The sequence below is a fragment of the Mesonia algae genome (assembly GCF_003253545.1).
Taxonomy (GTDB): Bacteria; Bacteroidota; Bacteroidia; order Flavobacteriales; family Flavobacteriaceae; genus Mesonia; species Mesonia algae.
Genome location: NZ_QKYV01000006.1, coordinates 169088 through 195146, shown reverse-complemented (window position 1 = coordinate 195146; position 26059 = coordinate 169088). Strand labels below are relative to the sequence as shown.

The following is a 26059-nucleotide window of genomic DNA, read 5'->3' as shown; positions in this document are numbered from 1 at the left end:
TGTTATTTATTCTTTCGTTTGTTATATGCATAAATAGCAAAGGTGGTTAACCAATGACCTCCTTCGTAAGAATCGTCTGTAAGGTTAGAGAAAGAGGAAGACAAATGCTTTTCTGCCACAGGTTTAAGATGATTTAAATTATCATATTTAGCTGCAAGACTAAACAACACAGCTGCTCGGCTAAAATTGAGTCCGTCTAAATGGACTAATTTTCCATCTTTACGATCTGAAACTTCTCCTATTTCTAAATCAAAATCCTTATTTGAAATTTCGGGCATAAAATCTTTAAGCCATAACTTAAATGTTTGCTCTGCCAGCACATTTTGCATTAAATGTATTTCTTCTAGACAAGGAGAAAGAAAATCAAAACCTCCTGGCTCCCATGCAATAGGACAATTATCATCTGATAAATAAAAGTCTTTTGCTCTTGTGGCTATTAAATCTTTTAATTTTTGATTCTCTGTAGCTACAGCATAATCATAAGCAAAACTCATCCCAAAGGCTGTATTTTCGTGTTCTCCCGTACGAATAGGATAATTTAATTTAGGTAAAAATGCTTGATAATTGCTTACTATTTTCTTTGTTAGAGGTGCTAAATTTGCCTCTAACTCCTTTGCTATAGGATCTTCCCAAGTATGAATCTCTTGTGCTAATTTTAATAACCAAGCCCAGCCGTAAGTACGTTCGTAAGTTTTATTCTGCTCTTTATTAAAATAGGCTAACTCTTGTTCTATGTTCTCTTTTGAAAGATGATCTTGAAGCAATTGTTTAATTTCTTCCGCTTTAGCGAGATTAGGAAATTGTTTTAACAGACTTATTAAACTCCAATGCGCATGAACCGAAGAATGCCAATCAAAACAACCGTAAAAAGCTGGGTGTAACTCACTAGGTTTCTGTAGGTCGTTTTCTGAAGCTAAAGTTTGCCCTAACTTATTAGGAAACTCTTGCTCCAAACACGCCAAAGGCATCCTTGCTAACTTTTCGGCTTGTTCTAAACTAAGAACCACAGGCTCCACTTCTGTCATTTTAGAAGAGATATCTTCTACAATGCTAGTATCTTTTTCTGATTGCTGTTGATCCTGCAACGTCGTTTCTTCGTGATTTTTATTCTTACAAGCTACCAAAGCTATAAGACTTAATGCGATTGCTATTTTTTTCATAATTTATCCTAACCAGCCATCTCTATCTAAACTTCTATATTGAATGGCTTCACTTATATGTTCTCCGTTAATTTTTTCTGAATTCTCTAGATCGGCTATCGTTCTAGATACTTTTAATATGCGATCATAGGCTCTTGCGGAAAGATTTAAACGTTCCATAGCGGTTTTTAAGAGTTGTTTTGAAGCTTCATCTAACTTACAAAACTCTCGTATTTGCCTAACTCCCATTTGAGCATTGTAATGTATATGTTCTATATCTTTAAACCGAAGCGTTTGATTTTCTCTCGCTTTGGTTACGCGCTCTCTAATTTTTACACTGCTTTCCCCTCTTCGCTCATCGCTTAGCTTTTCAAAAGGAACCGGCGTTACTTCTATATGAATATCTATGCGATCTAATAAAGGTCCGCTTATTTTGCTCAAATACCTTTGCATTTCGGCTGGTGAAGAGGTAACGGGAGCATCTGGATCGTTAAAATAACCACCCGGACTAGGGTTCATACTAGCGACTAGCATAAAACTTGAAGGGTAGGTTACCGTAAATTTTGCTCTAGAAATAGTTACTTCCCGATCTTCTAAAGGTTGACGCATTACTTCTAAAACACTTCGTTTAAATTCTGGTAATTCGTCTAAAAATAAGATCCCATTATGTGACAAAGAAATTTCTCCCGGTTGCGGATATGCTCCTCCGCCAACTAAAGCCACATCGGAAATCGTATGATGTGGACTCCTAAACGGTCGTTCAGCCATAAGACCTACATTTTCCCTTACTTTTCCTACCACACTATGAATTTTTGTGGTTTCTAAAGCTTCGTGGAGTGTCATAGGAGGTAATATACTTGGCAATCGTTTAGCCAACATCGTTTTTCCTGATCCTGGCGGACCAATTAAAATGATATTATGACCTCCCGCTGCGGCAATTTCCATACAGCGTTTGATAGATTCTTGACCTTTTACATCGGCAAAATCAAATTCTGGATGTTTTAAGTTTTGATAAAACTCTTCTCTCGTATTAACAATAGTAGGTTCCAATTTTTTTCCTTGATCAAAGAACTCAATTACTTCAGTAATATTTTCTACTCCATATACATCTAAACCACTAACAATTGCCCCTTCTTTAGCATTTTGTTTAGGTAAAATAAAACCTTTAAATCCTTCTTGTTTAGCTTTTATTGCAATAGGTAAAGCTCCCTTTATAGGTTGTAAACTTCCATCCAAAGAAAGTTCTCCCATAATAATATATTCTTCTATTTTTGGAGCTTTGATTTGTGAAGAAGCAGCTAAAATTCCTAATGCTAGCGTCATATCGTAAGCAGAACCTTCTTTGCGTAAATCGGCTGGTGCCATATTTACAGTAATCTTCTTTCCTGGTAATTTATAGCTATTGTTTTGTAAAGCTGCGGCTATTCTAAAACTACTTTCACGGATGGCGTTATCGGGCAAACCAACTAAATGATAGCCTATTCCTTTATCTATATTTACCTCTACGGTAATGGTGGTGGCTTCCACACCAAAAACAGCACTTCCGTAAACTTTAACTAGCATATAATTACTTTGTCTTAAAAATAAAGAATTATTTACTCATTTAAAGACATCTTATGAAAATTTAAAGAAACTTATTTTAATTGTTACAGCTCAAAACTATGATAATCAAATAAATGAAGCTCTATCTTCATGTTACTTTTTCAATTTTAAACTCAAGGTTTATTGATAATGCTTACTTATCCGATAAAAGAAATGGAAGATTAATGTTTATAATGTGAATTGCATATAAAATAAGAGATTTACACTTATTTAGCGAAAAACTCCTGAAGTAAACTTTTCGTAGACGGATCTAAGTCTTCTTTGATTTCACCCTTATCAATTTGCTGCAAAATACTTGAAGCTAACTGCTTTCCTAGCTCTACACCCCATTGATCATAGCTGTAAATATTCCAAATGACCCCTTGCACAAAGAGTTTATGTTCATATAAAGCGATAAGGCTTCCCAAAGTTTCTGGGCTTAACTGGTCAATTAAAATAGTATTGGAAGGTTTATTTCCCTCAAAACATTTATAAGCTTTTATTTTTTCTTGCTCTTCAACTGAAAGATGACTGATTTCTTTTTCAATCGTTTTTCTAGATTTTCCGCAAAGGAAAGCTTCCGTTTGAGCGAAAAAATTAGCCATTAATTTGTGATGATGCTCTTTATTTCCGTGAACGGATTGTTTAAAACCAATAAAATCACAGGGTACAAGTTTTGTACCTTGATGAATCAATTGAAAAAAAGCATGTTGCGCATTGGTTCCTGGTTCTCCCCAAATGATATTACCGGTTTGATAGTCTACTTTTTTTCCGTTTCGATCTATATTTTTCCCATTACTTTCCATCACGCCTTGCTGTAAGTAAGGTATAAATTTTTGTAAATATTGAGAATATGGGATAACGGCTTCCGTTTCAGTTTCGAAGAAATTATTATACCAAATGCTTATCAAAGCTAAAATCACTGGAATGTTTTCATCAAATGGGGTAGACTCAAAATGCTCATCCATTTGCTGAGCTCCGCCAAGTAATTCCGTAAAGTTTTTATAACCAATTCCGCAACAAATAGCCAAACCTACGGCACTCCACAATGAAAACCTGCCTCCTACCCAATCCCACATAGGGAAGATATTTTCTTCTAAAATGCCAAAGTTTTTAGCTTTTTCGTTATTAGCACTTACGGCTACAAAGTGTCTAGAAATATCATCTTCCGTAAAGTCATTATTTGCAAACCATTTTTTTATAGTGATGGCGTTACTCAAGGTTTCCTGTGTAGCAAAACTTTTAGAGACTACAATAAAAACCGTTCGCTCTACATCTATTTTTTTTAAAACTTCATGTACATGATCACCATCAATATTAGAAACAAAATGAACTTGTAAGTGATTTTGATAAGCTGTTAAAGCCTCCAAAACCATCTGAGAACCCAAATCACTGCCACCAACACCTATATTTACGACATGCTGTATGGTTTTATTGGTTGCTCCTTTCCACTCTCCGTGAATAAGTTTTTCTGAAAAGATCTTCATCTTTTCTAAAGCAGCCTCTACTTCTTTTGGTTTGTTAAGAGATCGCAATTTTGTATGTGCTGCTGCTCTATTCTCGGTAACATTTATAATTTTTCCCTCAAATTGTTTTTTTATCGCATCTTTAAGGTCTACTTCTTTACAAAGTTCTAAGAGTAGTTTTTTAGTTGTGTCATCCAGTCTATTCTTAGAGTAATCGATATAAAACTTATTCCATTTTATATGAAATTTATCTACACGGCCATCGTCTTCCTGAAACATTTCGACCATCTTTTTATTCTTGATCGTTTTAAAATGTTCCTGAAGATTTTCCCAAGCTTGCGTTTGTATGGGGTTAATTTTCTTTAACGCCATTTGCGATAATATTTTGATGGTATGTTATTAAATTAGTGATGGGGCGTTTTAATATTTTCCCCAACAGCAAACCTTTTTCATTTAAAATTTCTTTTATGATATTCTTTGAAAAATGTGCTATAGATCCTACAAAGTGAATTGGGTGTTTCTTAGATTCTTCAAACAATAAGACTCTTTTCTCAATAAACTCTTCAATTCCTTCTTTTAAAATGCGGTAAAAATAAGGGTTTATTTCTTTTTGAGTAAATATAAAAGATGCAAAATGTGCCAAATATGCATTCGGATTTTCGTGATGATATAAATGTTGCTTGATCTTGTCTGGACTTAAATCGAATTCGGCATTAAAGGCAATAGCTATATCTTGAGGCATTTTACGATAAAAATAATCCTGTAATAGCTTTTTACCAAAGAAATTACCGCTAGCTTCATCCATAATAATATAGCCTAAAGAGGCTACAGGATTCACAATTTTCTTTCCGTCATAAAAACACGCATTAGAACCCGTCCCTAGTATACATACTATCGCGGGGGTTTGGGTCACCGCTTGGACGGCAGCCATAGTATCTTCTTCTACTATCACTTCTGCCTGAATGAAAAAGCTTTCTAATACTTTTTTTAGTTTAGACTTGGGAGTTTCTGTTCCGCAACCTGCTCCAAAAAAAGATAAATGATTGATTTTATCTTTTACAACGCAAAGTTCTGTATTAGATTTTAACCTCTCTAATAAAGTTGCTTCTTGAAATACAGAGGGGTTTAAACCTTTCGTTGTGGTTTCTATAATAATATTTCCCGAATTGTCTATAACAACCCAGTCACATTTTGTAGAACCTCCATCTGCTATTAAGTACATGCTTTTATTTAACACTTGCGATATGAGCAGCCAAATCTACTAATTTTGTAGAATATCCAAACTCATTATCGTACCAAGATATTAACTTAAAGAAGTTATCATTTAAACCGATACTTGCTTCGGCATCAAAAACACTCGTACGAGGTTCTGACACAAAGTCTTGAGAAACTACTGCTTCCTCTGTATAGCCTAAAATTCCTTTTAAATCACCTTCAGAAGCTTTTTTTATGGTTGCTTTTAAATCGGTAAAGGAAACTGATTTTTTGGTTCTTACGGTTAGGTCAACCACGGAAACATCGGGCGTTGGGACTCTAAAAGCCATCCCGGTAAGTTTTCCGTCAAGGGCAGGAATCACTTTCCCTACAGCAATTGCTGCTCCTGTAGTAGTCGGAATAATATTAGCTAACGCATTTCTTCCTATTCGGTAATTTTTCTTAGAAGGCGCATCTACGGTAGATTGTGTAGAAGTGGTTGCATGAACGGTTGTCATTAAAGCTTCCTCAATCCCATAATTATCTTCAATTACTTTTGCTAAAACAGCTAAACAATTGGTGGTACAAGAAGCGTTAGAAACTACCGTATCTTCTGGCTGCACATCATTATGATTTACTCCCATCACAAACATAGGTGCATCTTTAGAGGGTGCAGAAATGACCACTTTTTTTGCTCCTGCAGTGATATGTTGACCTGCAGACTCTTTGGTTTTAAAGATTCCTGTACAATCGATCACCACTTCGGTATCAATCGCATCCCATTTTAGTTGCGTGGGATCTTTTTCTGCGCTTACGCGGATTTCTTTACCGTTTACGATAAGATTTCCGTTTTTAGTGGTAATTTCTCCGGGAAATTTTCCGTGAACGGAATCATATTTTAGTAAATAAGCTAAATGTTCTACATCTACTAAATCGTTAATTCCAACAATATTTATATCTTCTCTTTGGCTGGCAACTCTAAAAGTTAATCTACCAATTCTTCCAAAACCATTAATGGCTATATTTAATTTTTTCATTTCTTATATCGATATTATATCGGCAACTTTTAATAAGTCCCAATCAATTTCATTTGTTCCTTCTATTGCTTCTTTAAATGAAGTTACTACAATTTTTTTATGTTTTACCCCTACCATCACATCCTTTTTATTTGCTAAAAGGACATCTACAGCGCCAACTCCTAATCTGCTTGCTAATACTCTATCATAACAACTTGGAGAACCACCTCTTTGAATATGACCTAATACGGTTACTCTCACTTCGTAATCATTAAGGTTACTTTCTATATATTGAGCTAATTCAAAAATATTCTTACCTATTTGATCGCCTTCAGAAACCACTACGATACTCGATGTTTTCCCCGACTTTCTACTTTTTGATAAAGATTCTACCAAACGGTCTTTTCCTAAATTTTCTTCAGGAATTAGAATTTCTTCCGCTCCAGCGCCAATTCCCGCATTTAAAGCGATGTCGCCTGCATTTCTTCCCATGACTTCTACCAAAAATAGTCGGTTATGAGAATTTGCTGTATCTCTAATCTTATCTATTGCTTCAACCACCGTGTTTAACGCGGTATCGTAACCAATGGTAAAATCAGTTCCATTAATATCGTTATCGATTGTTCCTGGAATACCTACAATTGGAAAATCAAATTCCTCATTAAAAACTGAAGCTCCAGTAAATGTACCATCTCCACCAATAACAATTAGTGCATCAATTTCATTATCCTTAAGATGATGAAAAGCTTTTTCCCTCCCTTCCGGAGTCATAAAATCTTTAGACCGAGCTGATTTTAAAAAAGTACCTCCTTTATTAATAATGTTTTTTACTGACCTTGCTCCTAACGGAGTAAAATCACCTTCTACCAAACCTTGATAACCTCTATAAATACCAACGCATTCTTTATCATAAAAAACACAGGCTCTAACTACTGCTCGAATAGCGGCGTTCATTCCCGGTGCATCTCCACCAGAAGTAAGTACGCCTATCTTTTTAAGGTTTGTTTTCATCTTCTCAAAGTTATTTGATTTTATTTTAAAAGCCTATTAAAAATTAGCTAAAAAAAAACCTCTTTTTAGTAAAGAGGCTTTTTTCTTATTTATTTTTTTTGATATAGCTATTAACTTCATTCTCTAAATAAGTAAGCGGTAGCGGACCTTGAGAAAGAATGACATCATGAAAATCTCTAATATCAAATTTCTCTTTGAGTTCTTTTTTTGCCTTCCCTCTAAGTTCTAAGATTTTAAGCATTCCTATTTTATATGCCGTTGCTTGTCCCGGCATGACAACATGTCTTTCAACCATTTTTATACAGTCACTTTCTTCATTAGGTGTATTGCTTTTATAATAAGCTATGCCATCTTCTCGAGACCATTTTTTAGCGTGAATTCCTGTATCTACTACCAATCGGCATGCGCGCCAAAGTTCCATAGCTAATCTTCCAAAATCTGAATAAGGATCTTGATAAAAACCTATTTCTTTTGGTAAAAACTCAGTGTAAAGTCCCCACCCTTCTACATAAGCTGTATAGAAATTAAATTTTCTAAACGTGGGAATACTATCTAATTCTTGTGCGATAGCGATTTGCATATGGTGCCCCGGAATTCCTTCGTGGTAAGCCAACGCTTCCAATTGATATTTAGGCATAGCTTTCATATTATACAAATTTGCATAATAAATTCCTGGTCTTGATCCATCTAATGCCGGAGCTTGATAAAAAGCTTTTCCTGCACTTTTCTCTCTAAAAGCTTCTACGGCTTTTACTTTAATATCGGCTTCGGGGAGCGTATGGAATAACTCTCCCAATCTTCCCTTCATCGTATTGATAGTTTTCTTTGCTTCCGCTAAGTAAGCCGTCTTCCCTTCTTCGGTTTTATCATAATAGAACTGCGGATCGTTACGCATGAACTCAAAAAAATCTTCCAAAGAACCTTTAAAACCAACTTTGTCTTTAATGGCTATCATTTCTTTATGAATTCTCTTTACTTCTCGTAATCCTATATTGTGAATTTCTTCGGCAGTTAAATTGGTAGTGGTCACTCGTTTTAAACTGTTGTTATAAAATTCATCTCCCTTAGGAAATTTCCAAACACCAGCTTTAGATGTTGCTCTTTGATTTTGATCTTGTAGAGTTTCAATTAAGGTTTTGTAAGCCGGAGCTACATGAGTTAATAAAGCTTTTTTAGCTTCTTCCTTTAACTGTTTTTTCTCTTCTTGGCTAAGTTTTAAGTCCTCAACTTTTTTGCTAAAATCTTCCCATAACGTGCTCTCTTTCTTACCTCTTTCAAATGGAAATCCTTTTATCACATTTTGTGCATCATCGATAACTTTAGTGAAAACAAATTTAGGAGGTAAAATTCCATTTTTTTCTCTAATTTTTAAACGTTCAGAAATATCTTCAAACGCTTTTTTCATTCCGTTTAAACGAGAAATATAAGCTTTCGCATCTTCTACTGAATCTATTTGATGCATGTTAATGAGAAATGCAGGTAATTCTGCCTGATACCCATGCATTTGATTAACTGGGTAGTCATAAAAACGATACTTATAATCTGCAATATCATTTTCCAGTTTATCTTTCATCAACTCGTAACTGAGTTGATTTTCTTTTGATAACTGAGATGTATCAATACTGTCTTTTAAATAAGTTAGTCTTATTTTATTCTTTTCTAAATCTTTAGGGTATTTTTCATTCGAAAAATCGTCCCATTGATCATTTTTTTCTTTTTTACCAAGACGAGTCAGCATCATAGGTGAATCATCTACATCTTCTTTAAAAGTTTTCTCGAAGAACTTTTCTATCTTTTCATTTTCTGAATTGTTACTTTGCTGAGATGTTTTTTCCTCTTTTTCTTGGCAAGAGAATAAAATTATAGCACTTAAAATTAAAACATACTTCTTCATAAAACTACTTTTTTAACCACTGAAATTCTACTGAAGAATCGCCGTAAACCGTATGGGTTTGTTTTTTAAAATCTTCTTTTTTAGCCTTGAAAATATTGGGTACATACGTTTGCGGATTTAAGTCGATTAACGGAAACCAAGTACTCTGAATTTGAATCTGTAACTTATGTCCTTTTTTAAACGTGTGGTGTATGTCTTGAAGTTTAATATTTACTGCAGTCTTTTCATTAGCTGTGAAAGGTTTTGGATTTTCAAAACTATCTCTAAATCTACCACGAAGCACTTCACTACGCACCATCATATGGTAATTACTCATTTTTAAATATTCTTGAGTTTCTTCAGTATCTTCAGCCTCATTAGGGTAAACATCGATTACTTTTACAACCCAATCTGCAGCGGTTCCTGTAGTTGCTACTTTTAATTTAGCCATAATTTCTCCTGCTAAAGTCATATCTTCTTCAAGCACTTCAGTTTCAAAAACTAGAACGTCTGGTCTTCTTGCTGAAAAACGCTGATCGTCTGTCATATATTTTCTTGGTGTAAATACCATTTTAATATCTTCAGAATAAGGAACAGGTTTTTTAGGATCACTCACAAATTCTACCTTTTGATTAGGTTTGGGTAGTGTATTTAGTTTTTGGTTTTCTCCTAAATAATACTTTTTATTGGTTATTTCTTTTGGAGGCCAGTTTTCATAAGTTTTCCACTCTCTTGAACCTGTATCATACATAGTTGCTTCCGCTAAAGCAGATTCTTTATGCTTTCCGTTCCCTTTTAAAAAGTGATTAAAAAACCTAGTTTCTACGTTTTTTTGGTAGTTGAGAGAAATATCATCTCCAAAATATACATTCCCTATCGCTTGTCTTTTTTTATTTCTAGCCCAGTCACCATGACTCCACGGTCCGAAAACTAAAGTGTTGTAATTTTTATTATTGGCTTCTATATTTTTATAAGTTTCAAAAGGTCCGTAAAGATCTTCTGCATCAAAAAGTCCTCCTACCACCATAACGGCAGGCTTAATCTTTACTTCTCCTAAATGTTGAATGATTCCTCTTTTTTGCCAAAATTCATCGTAATTTGGATGGTCTTTTAACTGCTGCCAAAATATATTATCTTCTTTATAGTATTCATCTAACTGACTGATAGGTGTATTCTCTAAGAAGAATTGGTATTGATCTTTGCTATCTAACTTTGGAAATTGAAACCAGTTTTTATTTGTTGGACCTTCTTGCTGATAACCAAAAAGTGCTGTTGCTCTCCAATAGCTTAATAAATAAGCACCATTGTGATGAAAATCATCAAAAAAGAAATCACCAATACATGCTTGTGGAGATGCAGCTTTTAAAGCTGGATGTTCTGAAAGTAAAGAGTATGTAGCATAGAAACCAGGATAAGAAATTCCCCAAGTCCCTACTCTACCATTGTTATTTTCTACATTATTAACTAACCATTCTATAGTGTCATAGGTATCGCTAGCTTCATCAATTTCTTTTCCTTTTTTATTAGGAATGTAAGCACGCATATTATCATAAGTTCCTTCACTCATCCAACGTCCACGTACATCTTGATAAACGATTATATTTCCTTCTTTCATTAAAAACTCATTAGGTCCTATTTTTGAACGAAATTGATTTTCACCATAAGGACGAGAACTATAAGGCGTTCTTTGCATGATGATAGGGTATTCTTTAGAAGTGTCTTTTGGAGAGTAAATGGTAGTATGCAATTTTATACCATCTCTCATTTCTATATCAACTTCTTGTTTTATGTAATGATCTTTTATGTTATAGTCATCTTCTTGCGCATACACTTGAAAAGATAAAACACTTACAAACAACAGGACTAATAAATTTAATTTGGTTTTCATTCAATTATTTTTTTAAGAAATCGCTTAAAGATACTATAATTTATGCAGAGAAAAAGTCAATTGAAATCTTGTAAATATCTAAATAGCTCTATTTCAAAAATATAAAATTTAAAAACATAGCTTATAATTTTTTAAATAATGTCTAAATTAGTCGGTACGAAAACCATTAATTTAATATTATGAAAAAATACTTTTCTATTTGCTCTTTATCACTTCTTTTAGTTTTAACCACCATAAGCTGTGGTCGCCAAGTAACTCGCATGAGTGAGGATACCGTTACTGATATTAGCGGAAAATGGAACGACACAGACTCTCGACTTACGGCTGAAGAAATTACTCAAGAGATGATGATGCATTCTTGGTATAATACTTACACGGCTCAGAATGTAGGAGACCGACCTGTCATTATTGTTGGAATGATTACCAATAAATCTCATGAACATATTGCAACAGAAACTTTTTCTAAAGATATCGAGAAAGCTATTATTAATAATGATAGAATGAGATTGGTACAAGCTGGTGCAATGCGAGAAGAATTAAGAGCAGAAAGAGCCGATCAACAAAATTATTCTTCTGCCTCTTCTATGAAACAATTTGGATTAGAGCAAGGAGCAGATTTTATGTTACAAGGTACTATCAACTCTATTGTAGATGAGTATAAAAGAGATAAAACTGTTTATTACCAAGTTGACTTAGAACTTACCAATATTGAAACCAACGAAAAAGTATGGATTGGTGACAAGAAGATTAAAAAAATGATTAAATAAGCATTTTTCTATGCTAAAATTAACACGCAAGTGGTTAACTTATTGCTCTGCAGGAATTCTAATTTGTATTTTGAATTCTTGCGGAGTTACTTATAATGACAGGATTATAGGTTTAGAACAAAATCTTGTCAATCAAAATTTTTCAGCAGCACTTCAAGTAATTGAAGATAATAAGTTTCTTAGTAAAAATAGAAACGAGTTACTCTATCTTATGGAAAAAGGTAAGGTAGAACATATGTTTGGTAATTTTGAAAAAAGTAATGTACTCTTCGAAAAAGCTTATACGCTTATAGAAAATCAAATTCAATCTAATGTTGGGCAGGCGATTGCTTCTAACCTAACCAATCCTATGGCAAAACCATACAAAGGAGAGGATTTTGAAAAAGTGACTATACATTATTATATGGCACTTAATTATTTTCAACTTGGTATGCCTAATGAAGCTTTAGTAGAGGCTAAAAGGATCAACATAAAGTTGAATCAACTCAACCAGCGTTATAAAAAAAACAAAAATAAATATACAGAAGACGCCTTTGCTCAAATACTCCAAGGTTTATTATATGAAGCGACAGGAGATATTAATAATGCGTTTATAGCTTATCGGAATGCGGCTAATTTATACTTAGAAAATGATGGTGTTTACTATGAAGTTCCTTTACCCTATCAATTACAAAAAGATTTACTGAGAACCGCTAAGGTTCTAGGTTTTACTGAAGAGTATAATTTTTATCAGAATAAATTTAAAATTCCGGAAAGTGAAATTGTGTATCAACCGGCAGAAGCTATAATTTTCTGGGAAAACGGTCTAGGACCAGCAAAAGATCAAACCCAACTCACCTTAGTAGAAAATGCATTTGTTTCAATTAATGATGAGTATGGTTCATTTTTCTTACCCATTCCTCCAGGGTTAAATGTAGGAATTACTTCTTTAGCTATTCCTAAATATATAGAGAGGGAAAGTTATTATGTAACAGGATCTGTTTCTACAAATGACCAAGAAATTCCATTTGAAACTGTAGAAGATTATTACCCCATTGCTAGGCAGTGTTTACAAGACCGAATGTTAAGAGAGGTAATAGATATGGCTGTTAGATTAACTACCAAAAAAGCAACCAGTGCTGGCCTGAGTTCTCTGGCTAAACAATTATTAGGTGAAGATGCTAAAGATATAGTTAAAGTTAGCGCTGATGCTGCTGGAGCTATCACCGAAAAAGCTGACACTAGAAACTGGCAAAGTCTACCCGCCACCATAAGCTATGCAAGGGTTAGTCTAGAAAGTGACAAAGAAAATATTTTCACACTTAATAGATATCGCAATTCTAAAGTAGATAAAGATACCATACATATTGATTATAAAAGAGGTTTACAACTTGTTAGCTTTTTTGATGTGGGTAAAACTGCGCCAAAAGTTATTGAACCTACTTTAAAGGAAAATAAAAAAACGGAAGAGTTTTTGATGAAATCTAACTAACTACAACCTTAAATGTTTTTAAAATGAAATTCTTACCTTCTATTGCTTTAAGTTTTATATTTCTATCTAGCCTTACTTTCTCTCCTTCTATAATTGAAGATACTTTTCAAGAATGGACATCGACGAACTGTTACGATAATATTCTTTTTAAATTAAAGAAAGTGAATAATGTAGGAAAGCGTCAATTATGGGAATTACAATTTAAAAACAACTATAATCAACTCGTTACGTTTAATTATGCCTTAACGGAAAATGAAACTGATTTCCTAACCAATAAAAGAAAAACATTAGAAGCACAATCGATAAGCAAGCCAATAGAGCTTTATACTAATACTAGAGATTTTTATGTTTTAGTAGACCAATTAAGTTTTTCGGTGAGTGGTGTTCCTTTAATTCCTTGTAAAAAGCAAAATTAATTGTATCTAAAAAGTTATAAAAAAGCCTCTAAATTAAATTTAGAGGCTTTTTTATATTAAGTATAAATGACTATTTAAAATTTGCTATTCCTTCTTTTAGCCAAGCTTCGTATTCATCTACATCTGGCATATAAGATGCAGGTTGATTTAACATTTCTTCATTATGGTCAATTAAAACATAGTAAGGTTGTGCATTTACACCATAACGTTCAATTTGAAAATCACTCCACTTATTACCCACAGTACGTATTCTTTTACCCGTAGTTTCACTTGTGTATTGTTCTTCTTCAGGTAATTTTTCTTTTATATCCACGTAAAGTGAAATAATAACCAAATCATTTTTTAATTTTCCTAAAATTTGTGGTTCACTCCACACTCTTTCTTCCATTTTACGACAGTTAATACAAGCTTTTCCTGTAAAATCTATCATTACTGGCTTTCCTTCTTTTTTAGCGTAAGCCAAACCTGCTTCATAATCCAGAAAAGCAAGAATGTCATGTGGACCTAATTCTGCATGCTCGGGAAAATCAGATTCATTAAAAGTGGTAGAATTTCCTCCCGTCTTAGTGAATCCAACTCCGTAAGGTGATTCGCTATAATTCATTGGTGGTGGGAAACCACTAATTAACTTTAAAGGTGCTCCCCAAAGACCTGGGATCAAATAAATGGTAAAAGACAAAATCACTAATCCTAAAGACAATCTCCCCACTGAAATATGAGTGATTGGAGAGTCGTGTGGTAAAGTAATTTTTCCGAAAAGGTAAAGTGCAAGTGTACCAAATACCGCTATCCAAATGGCTAAAAATACTTCTCGCTCTAACCAATGTGCATCTAAAACTAAATCGGCTTGCGACAAGAATTTAAAAGCTAAAGCAAGTTCTAAAAATCCTAATACTACTTTTACAGTATTTAGCCAGCCTCCAGATTTTGGTAAAGTATTCATCCATCCTGGGAACATCGCAAACAATGCAAATGGAATTGCTATGGCTAATGAAAAACCTAACATTCCTATAATTGGTGCTAATCCTCCTTTAGATGCTGCTTCTACTAATAATGTTCCTACAATAGGCCCTGTACAACTAAATGATACGATGGCTAAAGCCAATGCCATAAAGAAAATTCCAACAATCCCTCCTCTATCCGCTTGACGGTCTACTTTATTAGCCCAAGAATTAGGTAGCATAATTTCAAAAGCACCAAGAAATGATGCGGCAAAAACCAACAATAAGACAAAGAAAATAATATTAAAAGTAACGTTAGTTGAGAGTGCATTTAAAGCATCTGCTCCAAAAATAGCAGTAACCAGCGTACCTAAAAGCACATATATGATAACGATAAAAAATCCGTAAATCAATGCATTTCTAACTCCTTTTGCTTTGGTTTTACTTTGTTTAGTAAAAAAACCAACCGTCATAGGAATCATTGGGAATACACAAGGTGTTAATAATGCTACAAAACCAGAAAGAAATGCTACCCAAAAAATAGTGAAAATGCCACGATCTACTTTGGCTTCTTCTTTTTGTAATCTTTCTGAAACTACAGGCTTATCTTCGCTTGCTTCTTCTTTTTTAGAATTATCGTCTAAACTATAAGCTTCAAATTCATCAAAATTGGTGAAAACTTTGGCTTTCTTATTTGTTAAATCAAAAGCGAGGTAATATTCTTCATTAATACAAACTTCCTTACAGGCTTGATAAAATAATTGAACTTTAATTAAATCTAACTCCTTATTAATAAGTTTGATAGTTTGTGTAAACGTAGCATTTTTAGAAAAGTAAACTTCATCAACTCCAAAAGTTTCATTGAATGCTCTTTTGGTTTCACTTTCTTTTGCATCTCCTTCTGCTTCATAGTTTTCCTCAGCATCTACAAATTCAAACATCATAGGAATTGGTCCTCCGTCTGGTGTAAACTGTGAATAAATATGCCATTCTTCTTCAATTTCTGCATTGAAAATCAATTCATATTCTTCATCAGAAATCTGATTAACACTTCCTTCCCATTTTACGGGTTTTTTTACTTCTTGAATGCCAGATCCTGGAAATTGAGCAAACGATTGCCCAAAACTTATAAGAGCAATAAATAGGGTTAAAAATAGTCTCATGTGGTTAAGGTAAATTTAAGTATAGTTTGGGTTGGTTTAATTCTATATTTTTCGTTGGTTCTATGGTTGACAATCCAAATAATATCATTCTCATTACATAAAACCCAGATGTTTTCTTTTTCCGTTACCGGAATTTTCTCATTTATTAAGTAATCGCTTATTTTTTTCTTTCCTTTCATTCCAAAAGGATAAAAATAATCTCCCGACTTCCATTTTCTCAATTGAAGCGGGAATTTAAGAAGTTCTAATGGAAAATATGCAACATTTTTATCAAACTCTTTCATTTGACTCACTTTATTTTGCTTTAACTTCCCTAAGTTAAAATCAATATCTTCTAAATAATTTATCTCTAGAGTTTTTGAGCTAGATTCACTTATTTCTTGTAAAATAAGGATATCTCGATCTTTTACTAATTGGTGTGTTTTAGAATATACACGTTTTCCAGATTGAGCTTCTATAAGTTGATAGACATCTTCCCACTCGGTAAAACCAAAATCTTTAAGCAATTGATAGATCACAGCTTTTGTATTGGGAGTTTTCTTAAGTTCTGTGATACTTAAATGATACCCAAATTGTGTTTCGGTTACAATTTTTGAAAATAGTATAGTGATGTAATCTTCCAGTAATGCTTCAGACTGCTGTAAATGTTCCTGTGTTTTAAGAAAAGAGTTCATTAAATTAGAGTTTTCCTCTTTTAACAAAGGGTATATCTCATTTCTTATTTTATTGCGAAGGTATTTATTAGATTGATTACTGCTATCCTCCCGCCACTCTATGTTGTTATCTTGAGCATAACTCACAATCTCTTCTCTAGAGAAAGGCAATAAAGGTCGGTATGTACGATCATTATTCTCTGGGATTCCTGTAAGCCCAGAAAACCCTGTTCCTCTTGTAAAATTGATTAAAAAAGTTTCCCAACTGTCATTAGCGTGGTGTGCTGTTAAAATATAAGAATAGCCAAGTTGATTACACAGTTCATCAAACCAAGCATAACGTAAATCGCGTGCCGCCATTTGTATGGAAAGTGAGTGTTCTTCGGCAAATTTTTGAGTATCAAAATGTTGAACGTAAACTGGAAAATTCAATTCATCAGCTAATTTTTCAACGAATTCTTCATCAGCTTTGCTTTCTTTTCCGCGTAAGCGAAAATTGCAATGAGCTAAAGCAACTTCTACATTATTTTGAGCTAACAAATGAGCTAACACCACACTATCCACCCCGCCGCTAATAGCCAAAATTACTTTTTGCTGCAATAAAAAAGAAAACTTTTCTTGTATATGGGTAGAAAAACGGTGTTGCATTAAAGCCTAAGAGTTTTTTGCTTCCCAAAGATAACATTTCCTTAGAAAATTTGACCTACCAAAGTCAAACTCTTATCGCTTCTTTTAAAGCTTTAACTTTTACCAAACATTCTTCATATTCATTTTCTGGAATCGATTGAATCGTTATAGCGCTTCCTACAGAACACGAGGTATATTTTTGATGATCATTGTATAAAATGCTACGAATAACAACATTAAAATCAAAATCTCCACCGGGAGTAAAATAACCAATACTCCCGCTATACAGACCGCGCTTGGTTTCTTCTAATTCTTCAATAATTTTCATGGCAGAAACCTTGGGAGCTCCCGTCATACTTCCCATAGGAAAAGTTGTTTTAAGCACCTCAACTGGTGTAACATCTTCTCTAATTTGCGAACTTACTGTAGAAATAAGTTGATGAACTTGCTTAAACGTGTAAAGTTTACAAAGTTCATCTACGTTTACGCTTCCGCGGAAAGCTGTTTTTGAAAGATCGTTTCTCACCAAATCTACAATCATAACATTTTCGGCAATCTCCTTGGGGTCTATTCGAAGATTTGTTTTTAATGTTTCATCTTCATCAGGGTTATTTAAACGTTTCGCAGTTCCTTTTATAGGCTGAGAAATGATTTTTCTCTCCTTTTTTTTAATGTAACGTTCTGGGCTTGCAGATAAAGCATAATGTTCTTCTAAACGAAGGAATGCCGCAAAGGGCGGACTTGAGATTTCATTAAGTTCTAAGTAACTCTGTAAGGGATCTATTTCTTGATTTTCAATATAAAACTCCTGACAGAAATTAGCTTCATAAATATCGCCTCTTTGTATGTGATCTTTCATTTTACCTACTTTTTCTAGGTAGTTCTCTTTAGAAATTCTGGGTGTAAATATTGTAGTTTCTTTTGAAATAGTTGACCGAGTTATTAATGCTTTTATAGAATTATAATCTTCCTCTATTTCATCATCAACCATTTTTAGATAAAGAAATTCAGCTCTATTATCCTTAACCTTAATAATTTTTTTAGGTTGAAAAAAGTAAAGATCTGGAAAATGAAGACCATCAAAGTTTTTTGAAGTAAGATTTTCTGTAGCTTCTTTTAAATCGTAGCTAAGGTATCCAAAAAGATAATCTTGAGTAGTGATTTGATATTCTTCGAGTTTATCAAAAGCTTGTTTTGCATCGGTTTTTAAAGCCGTAAAAGCCTCTACAGCCAGTATTGCTTCATACTCTATTTGATTATTGTATGTGTTAGAATCTAACCAAATTATCTCTTCATAAGACTGACTCCACTGTAGCAATCTCTGTTTAAATTCTAAGACATTTTCTAAAATAAACGTTTTAACCGTGCGCACTTAACCTTCTATTTCTTGTATAAAATTAGATAACGTATCTATGATCCCCAATTGCAGAGTTTCATCAATAGTTTTTTGACTATTTACATCAAAATTTTCATTAAATGAGGGAAAACTAAAACTAGAAACTACTTCTGCTCCAAACCTTGGTAATACAGATTCTGTATACGCTAATGCAGATGCAGCTCCTCTTCTACCTGGAGAAGTACTCATTAATAATACTTTTTTCCCTGCTAAAAACTTTAGCTCCATTCGAGAAAGCCAATCCAGTATATTTTTAAAGAAACTAGAAATGGTTCCGTTATGTTCGTTAACCGAAATTATTAGGGCGTCTGCTTTATCGATCTTATTTTTTATTCGGGTTAAATTGAGAGGGAAACCTTCATTTATCTCTGAATCTATCCCGTACATTGGCAATTCATAATCGGTTAACCGAATTATTTCTACTTCATGACCCACAATTTGATTCGCGACTGAAGATACCAACGCATGATTTATAGACTTTGAACTACTTGAACCTGCAAAAACTAAGATTTTACGCATAAGATATATATATAAAGTTTAAAATAACTTCATTTTGCTTGAATACGCAAATCTATTCCTTTTAAAATACTTAATTTTATAGGTTAGAATTATATTAGATGGATTTTAGATTACGTGTCTTTACGGAAGTAGCAAAAACTCTAAGTTTTTCTCAGGCTTCAAAAAATTTATACCTCTCTCAACCTGCCGTTTCTAAGCATATTAAAGAGTTAGAAAAGCAATATGAAGTGAAGTTATTTGAAAGACAAAAAAACGGAATTACAATTACCCCAGCTGGACGAGACCTTGTATTCTATTCCGAAAAGATCTTAATTCTATACAATGAAACTGAAAATCATTTTTTAAAACTTCAAGATAAACTACCTAAGAAAGTAGACATTGGCGCTAGCACAACTATAGCTCAATATATCGTCCCTCCTACCTTAGCCGAATTAAAGAAACATTATCCAGATACTCAGTTTTCTCTTACGAATGATAACTCTACACAAATCGAACGCAAAATTGAAAAACATTTACTGTCATTTGCACTTATAGAAGGTAACAATCACAACCCATTATTAACTTATGAGAAATTCTTAGATGACGAACTGGTATTGGTTACTAGAGTTAAAAAAGAAATGCCCTCTACTATAAACTTAAAAGACCTTTGCAAGCTTCCATTAGTTATTAGAGAGGAAGGTTCTGGAACTCGATCAATTTTAGAAACTCGTTTAGCAGAAGCTGGGATTAATAAAAAGGATTTAAATATAGATATGGTTTTGGGTAGCACCGAAAGTATAAAATCATATTTATATGCTACTTCTAGTTATGCTTTTGTTTCAATTTTTTCAATTTTTGAAGATTTAAAGCACCAACAATTACAAGTCGTTGATATTAAAAATTTTGATATGAAACGTCCTTTATATTTTACTTCGCTACAAGGGGAACGCTCTTTATTTATCAATCAAATAAAAAAATTCTTTTACACCACTCATAACAACAGGTTATAACCTATCACTTTTTTGATTGATCTATAAGCTATAATTTACTTGACCTTTGTAAGCATAAAACAAACAATCATGCTTACAAAATTAAAGCCTATTTACATAAAAGCAGTATTTATAATCGCCGCTATCTTATGTCTAACTTCATTTGTATCTTCTCCTATCGCATTATTAATGGGATTTTTACTTACCAATCTATTGTACAACCCTTTCCCTAATTTAAGTAGACAAATCGTTAAATGGCTTTTAAAACTTTCGGTTATAGGTTTAGGGTTCGGAATGGATTTAAATAAAAGTTTAGAAGTTGGTAAAGAAGGTTTGTTATTAACCATTATCACCATTAGCTCCACATTAATTTTAGGTTATTTTATAGGTAAAGCTTTAAAGTTAGACAGGGTAATCTCTTATTTAATTGCATCAGGAACTGCGATTTGTGGTGGTAGTGCCATCGCTGCGGTATCTGCTGTGATTAAAGCCAAAGAAAAAGAGATTTCTATTGCCTTAGGGGTAGTCTTTTTTTTAAATGCTCTAGCTATTTTTGTTTTCCCGCTCTTAGGTCACCAATTAGATTTATCTCAAAAAGATTTTGGTTTATGGAGCGCTATTGCAATACATGATACAAGTTCTGTTGTAGGTGCTGCGTTAGCTTACGGGGAAGAAGCTTTAGATATAGCTGTGACTGTTAAATTAAGTAGAGCCTTATGGATTATTCCTTTATCTATATTCTCTATGTTTCTTTTTAAAGGAAAAGCTAACTCCATTAAGATTCCTTGGTTTATTTTATTGTTCGTAATAGCGGTAATTGCAAATTCTTATCTCAATTTACCTGATTGGATGAGTTTTAGTATTCCTCAAATTTCTAAGCAGTTATTAATTTTAACCCTATTCCTTGTTGGTGCCGGACTAACATTTACCTCCATAAAAGAAAGCGGAGCCAAACCTATAATTTTAGGGGTTTCTCTTTGGGTAATTATCTCTATAGTATCCTTAGTATACATTATGTATTTTATTTAATCTTCTAAAAATAAAAAAATCCGAATCAATATGATTCGGATTTTTTTTTAGAATAGAAAGGTAATTATAACTCCCTATTTATATGTACTATACATGTAAAGCACGATTACCTGTAGCTGCTAATGCTGCTTCTTTTACCGCTTCGGCATAAGTTGGGTGTGCGTGGCTCATACGAGAAATATCTTCAGCGCTAGCTCTAAACTCCATTGCAGTTACCGCTTCAGCTATTAAATCTGCTACACGGGCTCCTACCATATGAACTCCTAAAACCTCATCGGTTTCTTTATTGGTTAGGATTTTTACAAATCCGTCTGTATCTCCACTTGCTCTAGAACGTCCTAAAGCACGCATAGGAAATTGACCTGATGTATATTCTATCTTATCTTCTTTTAATTGCTCTTCAGTTTTCCCTACAGAAGCTACTTCTGGCCAAGTATAAACTACTCCTGGAATAAGGTTATAATCTATATGTGGTTTTTGTCCTGCAATAGTTTCAGCAACAAAAACACCTTCTTCTTCGGCTTTATGTGCTAACATCGCACCTTTTATCACATCTCCAATAGCATAGATATTCTCTACATTAGTTTGTAAATGTTCATTCACCTCTACTTGTCCGCGGTCATTTAATTTTACTCCTGCATTATCTGCTGCTAAACCATTGGTAAAAGGTTTTCTTCCTACAGAAACTAGGCAGTAATCTCCTTTAAACTCTACCTCTTTCCCTTTTTTATCAGTAGCTTTTACTACAACCTCATCACCAGTATTTTCTACAGAAGTTACTTTATGAGAAACTGCAAACTTTACTTTTTGCTTTTTCATCACTTTAGTAAGTTCCTTACTTTGGGCAGCATCCATAGTTGGGATGATACGATCCATATATTCGATTACCGTTACATCTGCCCCTAATCTTTTATATACTTGACCTAACTCTAAACCTATAACCCCACCACCAATAACAAGCATGTGTTTAGGTACTTCTTTTAATTTTAAAGCTTCGGTAGAAGTAATAACTCTTTCTTTATCAATATCAATAAAAGGTAAAGAAGCTGGTTTACTTCCTGTAGCAATAATAGTATGCTTTGCCTCTATCGTTTGATCTTCCCCTTCCGCGGAAGCGATATTGATATGAGTTTTATCCTTAAAAGAACCCATACCTTGAAAAGTATCGATTTTATTTTTATCCATTAAAAACTCTATCCCTTTTGTAGTTTGCTCTACCACAGATGCCTTACGGCTCATCATCTTCTCTAGGTTAAGTTTTACCTCTCCTGGAATTTCGATCCCGTGATCTTCAAAATGTTTTAGGGCGTCTTCGTAATGGTGTGAAGAATCTAATAATGCTTTAGACGGGATACAGCCTACGTTAAGGCAGGTACCACCCATCGTGGCATATTTTTCTATAATTGCAGTTTTTAATCCTAATTGTGCACAGCGTATGGCGGCTACGTAACCTCCAGGGCCCGAACCTATCACTGCTACATCGTAAGTGCTCATAATTTAGTTTTTGTTGAGTTGAAAAACGTTCACAAAAATACGATATCTAATTCAATGAACAAGGTAGATGTGGAAAAGGATTGTTAAATTACTCAGAATTTTAAAGTACAATGTGTGTTGTGTTTTTCACTTCATTAATCACAAATGTACTTTGCGTACTACCAATTCCTGATATTACCGTTAGTTTTTCCACTAAAAATTTTCGATAAGCATCCATATTTTTCACAAATACCTTGATGATATAATCATAATCTCCGCTTACATGATAACACTCTAGTACTTCTTCTAGTTTTAAAATTTCTTTTTCAAATTGAAGTATATTCTTTTTAAGATGTTGATTAAGCTTTACGTGACATAACACCATAAAATTCTTCTCCACTTTTTCCTTATCGATTAAAGCTACGTAATTGGTGATTACTTGCTGGCGTTCTAGCTTTTTAATGCGTTCATAAACAGCTGTATTAGATAATCCTAATAAAAATGATAATTCTTTTGTCGTCTTTTTGGCATCTTGCTGTAGGTAACCTATCAGCTTCTTGTCTATGGTGTCTAGTGTTATCATCTGAATAAAATTCGGTTATCTTAATTCATCTCTTCACTAAGATAAATAATAATTCTATAAAATTTTTAATTAATAGAATTATATTCTAAGTTATCATATAATGCTTGATAATTATTTAATTAAAGTAGAATTTAGTATGATAATTAACTAAACTCTAATACGATGAAATATAAGCCTGCTGATAAAATTCAAGATTTACAATATTTCGGGGAATTTGGAGGTGTAAACCCGTCCATATCCGATTCTTCTACCTATACTTTTCTTTCTGCCAAAACTATGTTCGATACTTTTGAAGGAAATGCCGAAGGTTGTTATTTATACTCTCGACACTCTAGTCCGAGTAATTTATATCTAGGAGAAGCCCTTGCAGCTATGGAGGCTACAGAATCTGCTACCGTAACAGCTAGTGGAATGGGAGCGATCACACCGGTCTTAATGCAATTATGTAATAGTGAAGATCATATTGTCTCTAGTCGAACTATTTACGGAGGAACCTATGCTTTTATGAAAAATTTTCTTCCTAAAATGAATATTGAAACTTCATTTGTAGATATAACAAAGCTCGAAGCTGTAGAGACTGCAATAACTTCTAAAACCAAGATTCTTTATTGTGAAACTGTGAGCAATCCTTTATTAGAAATAGCAAATCTACCAGCGTTAGCGGATTTAGCTAAAAAATACGGCTTAAAATTGGTAGTCGACAATACTTTTTCTCCGCTTTCAATCACTCCTTCTCAATTAGGCGCAGATGTAGTTATACACTCTCTTACTAAATTTATTAATGGTAGTAGTGACACTGTTGGTGGGGTTGTTTGCGCTTCCGCGGAATTTATAGATGAACTAAGAAATGTAAACGATGGAGCTTGCATGCTTTTAGGATCAACGATGGACAGTTTTAGATCTGCTTCCATATTAAAAAACCTAAGAACGCTTCACCTAAGAATGCACAAGCATAGTGAAAACGCGATGTATTTAGCTAAAAAGTTTGAGGGGTTAGGTTTGAGAACTGTTTACCCAGGACTTTCTACTCATAAAGGTCATCAACTATTTAAAAAAATGATGAATGAAGAGTATGGTTTTGGAGGAATGCTGACAATCGATGTGGGATCTTTAGATAAAGCTAATACACTAATGGAACTTATGCAGGAAAGAAATTTAGGTTATCTCGCGGTAAGTTTAGGGTTCTACAAAACCTTATTTAGCGCTCCAGGAACCTCTACTTCTTCAGAAATACCTGAAAACGAACAAGAAGAAATGGGACTCAGCGACGGACTAATACGTTTTTCTATTGGCCTCGATAATCATATTGATCGCACCTTCCAAATAATGAAAAGCTGCATGGAAGAAGTTGAGGTATTATAATAAAGTAACCACATTAAAAAAGCCTCTTATTTCTAAGAGGCTTTTTTTTATAGAAAAATCTAAGAAATTCTATTTATTCTTCTCTAATATTAATTTTTCAAGACGCTCAATTCTTTGTTCTAAATCATCAATTTGAGAATCTTTCTCTTGCAATTCTTTAGCTTGAGATTTCACCTTACTATTTAACTCAATTGAATACAAAAACAGTTCTTCAATTTTCTCCAAGTTCTTTATTGATGTTGCACTTAATTCTATATTAAAATTATTTTCCTCTACTTCTTTGTAAGATTTCACTCCTGGTAAATGACCATGAGTTTTAATGAATTGCTCTACTTCCTCTAAAGATTTAAATTCATATTCTGGTAAAATAGAAGATTCTCCTTCAAAATATTTTTGAAAAACGTAATCTGGATATGTATTTGTTGGAGTTATAAAATCACCTGAAGCAAATATATCTCCGCCTACGGTAAGGGTATGCGTTAAAGGACTCACTCCAAAGCCATTTGGAGCAACACTTATATTTATCCCTACTCTATTTGAAAAATAACTTCCTGATATTAAAGGTTTATTAAACCCATCACTATTAGCGTCTTCGCCATTTTCTATAAATAACATTTGAGAAAATGGAAAACCTGTACTTCCTGCATAATTTCCTAAAACCATATTATTCGAGCCATTTGCAAAGGCAAAATTATTACCAGCATTTCTCCCTAAAAGAATATTATTATTTCCATTTCTACCATTACCCGCATTTCTACCCATAATAATATTATCACTCCCAGAAATATCTAAACCAGCGTTTCTTCCTACAAATACATTATTATTTCCTGAGTTATTAATACCTGCACGTCTACCTATATGTATATTTCTTGCACCTGAATTCCCATTACCTGCATTCCAACCTAATGCTACTATGTCTAAATCATTATCTGTAATCAATTGTCCAGAAGTTGTAATACTCAATGTTGGATTATTATTAGTTCTAATCACCAAGTCTTCATTATCTGTAGTTCCAATAAAATCAGTTGCACTATTTGTCCCTGTATTCCCTTCTAAAGACCAATAATCACCAGTAGGAGCAGTTCCCCCACCCCCAAAAGAAGTCCAACTGGATACATTTTCATCCCAATAATAAAACCCCGGAGTAAAGGTTCCTATTGTATTATTTAAATAAATTATCATACTGTGTTGGTCTGCACCTGCCGCTGGTAAAGTTTGCACTCTAGGAACAAGTAGTCCATCAGAAGGTTGTGGTGAAACCGCATCAGCTGCTTCAACATCGAGTTGCGCTTTAGGGTCATTGGTGTTAATTCCCACTTGAGAAAACGCAGAATTTGCAATAAGAAGTGCACCTACAAAAAAACTTAGGTAGTTGATTTTCATAATTTTAAATATAATTTTATATTATCGGGGGGTGATACAATATTAATTATTTTTTTTGAAGTATCCCATTATACTCTTTAAATTTTGACTAAAATTATAAAATGTTAAAAAAATCTAATTATATTTCTTGGTTCACAAAG

At 33.5% G+C, this 26059-nt stretch carries 21 protein-coding genes; 6 read left to right on the top strand and 15 right to left on the bottom strand.

What is annotated here, in order from left to right:
• Positions 1 to 2 precede the first annotated feature (2 nt).
• From LX95_RS11515 to LX95_RS11480, 8 genes are all read right to left on the bottom strand, one after another.
• Positions 3 to 1160, bottom strand: a complete 1158-nt coding sequence (locus tag LX95_RS11515; RefSeq protein ID WP_111541607.1) for a DUF2891 domain-containing protein — start codon at positions 1158 to 1160, stop codon at positions 3 to 5.
• 3 nt (positions 1161 to 1163) lie between these two features.
• Positions 1164 to 2702, bottom strand: coding sequence for a YifB family Mg chelatase-like AAA ATPase (locus LX95_RS11510; RefSeq protein ID WP_111541606.1), 1539 nt, complete (start codon positions 2700 to 2702; stop codon positions 1164 to 1166).
• Between the two features lie 245 nt (positions 2703 to 2947).
• On the bottom strand, positions 2948 to 4558 hold the full coding sequence (pgi, locus tag LX95_RS11505) for a glucose-6-phosphate isomerase (RefSeq protein WP_111541605.1): 1611 nt from the start codon (positions 4556 to 4558) through the stop codon (positions 2948 to 2950).
• Positions 4539 to 5408, bottom strand: a complete 870-nt coding sequence (locus LX95_RS11500; protein WP_111541682.1) for an N-acetylglucosamine kinase — start codon at positions 5406 to 5408, stop codon at positions 4539 to 4541. Before LX95_RS11500 ends, pgi begins: the two co-directional genes overlap by 20 nt.
• A gap of 4 nt (positions 5409 to 5412) precedes the next feature.
• Positions 5413 to 6417 (bottom strand): type I glyceraldehyde-3-phosphate dehydrogenase, encoded by a 1005-nt coding sequence (gene gap / locus LX95_RS11495; protein ID WP_111541604.1) that lies wholly within the window; start codon positions 6415 to 6417, stop codon positions 5413 to 5415.
• 3 nt (positions 6418 to 6420) lie between these two features.
• A complete protein-coding gene (pfkA, locus tag LX95_RS11490; protein ID WP_111541603.1) occupies positions 6421 to 7407 on the bottom strand; it encodes a 6-phosphofructokinase in 987 nt (328 codons plus the stop codon).
• A gap of 85 nt (positions 7408 to 7492) precedes the next feature.
• Positions 7493 to 9301 carry a DUF885 domain-containing protein gene (locus LX95_RS11485; protein WP_111541602.1) on the bottom strand — a complete coding sequence of 603 codons (1809 nt, stop codon included), beginning with the start codon at positions 9299 to 9301 and terminating at the stop codon, positions 7493 to 7495.
• A gap of 4 nt (positions 9302 to 9305) precedes the next feature.
• Positions 9306 to 11168: a CocE/NonD family hydrolase gene (locus LX95_RS11480; RefSeq protein ID WP_111541601.1), complete on the bottom strand. Its 1863-nt coding sequence runs from the start codon at positions 11166 to 11168 to the stop codon at positions 9306 to 9308.
• 179 nt (positions 11169 to 11347) lie between these two features.
• Between LX95_RS11480 and LX95_RS11475 the strand changes: the two genes are divergently transcribed.
• From LX95_RS11475 to LX95_RS11465, 3 genes are read left to right on the top strand one after another with little or no spacing between them, the layout of a single operon-like run.
• A complete protein-coding gene (locus LX95_RS11475; protein WP_111541600.1) occupies positions 11348 to 11935 on the top strand; it encodes a penicillin-binding protein activator LpoB in 588 nt (195 codons plus the stop codon).
• Positions 11936 to 11945: 10 nt separating this feature from the next.
• On the top strand, positions 11946 to 13406 hold the full coding sequence (locus tag LX95_RS11470) for a COG3014 family protein (protein ID WP_111541599.1): 1461 nt from the start codon (positions 11946 to 11948) through the stop codon (positions 13404 to 13406).
• A 23-nt stretch (positions 13407 to 13429) separates the two neighbouring features.
• Positions 13430 to 13822 (top strand): hypothetical protein, encoded by a 393-nt coding sequence (locus LX95_RS11465; RefSeq protein WP_111541598.1) that lies wholly within the window; start codon positions 13430 to 13432, stop codon positions 13820 to 13822.
• Between the two features lie 70 nt (positions 13823 to 13892).
• On the opposite strand, the gene LX95_RS11460 is transcribed toward LX95_RS11465, so the two are convergent.
• The 4 genes from LX95_RS11460 to LX95_RS11445 form a co-directional block, all read right to left on the bottom strand.
• Positions 13893 to 15926, bottom strand: coding sequence for a protein-disulfide reductase DsbD family protein (locus tag LX95_RS11460; protein WP_111541597.1), 2034 nt, complete (start codon positions 15924 to 15926; stop codon positions 13893 to 13895).
• Entirely contained in the window at positions 15923 to 17227 is a 1305-nt protein-coding gene (gene tilS, locus LX95_RS11455) for a tRNA lysidine(34) synthetase TilS (protein WP_111541596.1), read from the bottom strand. The genes LX95_RS11460 and tilS overlap by 4 nt, the downstream gene beginning before the upstream one ends.
• Before the next feature lie 64 nt (positions 17228 to 17291).
• Entirely contained in the window at positions 17292 to 18578 is a 1287-nt protein-coding gene (locus LX95_RS11450) for an anthranilate synthase component I family protein (protein WP_111541595.1), read from the bottom strand.
• Positions 18579 to 19121, bottom strand: coding sequence for an NADPH-dependent FMN reductase (locus LX95_RS11445; RefSeq protein WP_111541594.1), 543 nt, complete (start codon positions 19119 to 19121; stop codon positions 18579 to 18581).
• 98 nt (positions 19122 to 19219) lie between these two features.
• Between LX95_RS11445 and LX95_RS11440 the strand changes: the two genes are divergently transcribed.
• Together LX95_RS11440 and LX95_RS11435 are read left to right on the top strand one after the other, a co-directional pair.
• On the top strand, positions 19220 to 20110 hold the full coding sequence (locus LX95_RS11440) for a LysR family transcriptional regulator (RefSeq protein WP_111541593.1): 891 nt from the start codon (positions 19220 to 19222) through the stop codon (positions 20108 to 20110).
• A 69-nt stretch (positions 20111 to 20179) separates the two neighbouring features.
• Positions 20180 to 21118, top strand: coding sequence for a YeiH family protein (locus LX95_RS11435; RefSeq protein ID WP_111541592.1), 939 nt, complete (start codon positions 20180 to 20182; stop codon positions 21116 to 21118).
• An 87-nt stretch (positions 21119 to 21205) separates the two neighbouring features.
• On the opposite strand, the gene lpdA is transcribed toward LX95_RS11435, so the two are convergent.
• Both lpdA and LX95_RS11425 read right to left on the bottom strand, forming a co-directional pair.
• Positions 21206 to 22612 (bottom strand): dihydrolipoyl dehydrogenase, encoded by a 1407-nt coding sequence (gene lpdA, locus LX95_RS11430; RefSeq protein ID WP_111541591.1) that lies wholly within the window; start codon positions 22610 to 22612, stop codon positions 21206 to 21208.
• Positions 22613 to 22712: 100 nt separating this feature from the next.
• The gene (locus tag LX95_RS11425; RefSeq protein ID WP_211307658.1) at positions 22713 to 23171 is read right to left on the bottom strand and encodes an Lrp/AsnC family transcriptional regulator; all 459 of its coding nucleotides are present in this window, start codon (positions 23169 to 23171) and stop codon (positions 22713 to 22715) included.
• Between the two features lie 165 nt (positions 23172 to 23336).
• On the opposite strand from LX95_RS11425, the gene LX95_RS11420 reads away from it, so the two are divergent.
• Positions 23337 to 24536, top strand: a complete 1200-nt coding sequence (locus LX95_RS11420) for an aminotransferase class I/II-fold pyridoxal phosphate-dependent enzyme (RefSeq protein WP_111541589.1) — start codon at positions 23337 to 23339, stop codon at positions 24534 to 24536.
• 69 nt (positions 24537 to 24605) lie between these two features.
• On the opposite strand, the gene LX95_RS11415 is transcribed toward LX95_RS11420, so the two are convergent.
• On the bottom strand, positions 24606 to 25919 hold the full coding sequence (locus LX95_RS11415) for an autotransporter outer membrane beta-barrel domain-containing protein (protein ID WP_111541588.1): 1314 nt from the start codon (positions 25917 to 25919) through the stop codon (positions 24606 to 24608).
• Positions 25920 to 26059: the final 140 nt, after the last annotated feature.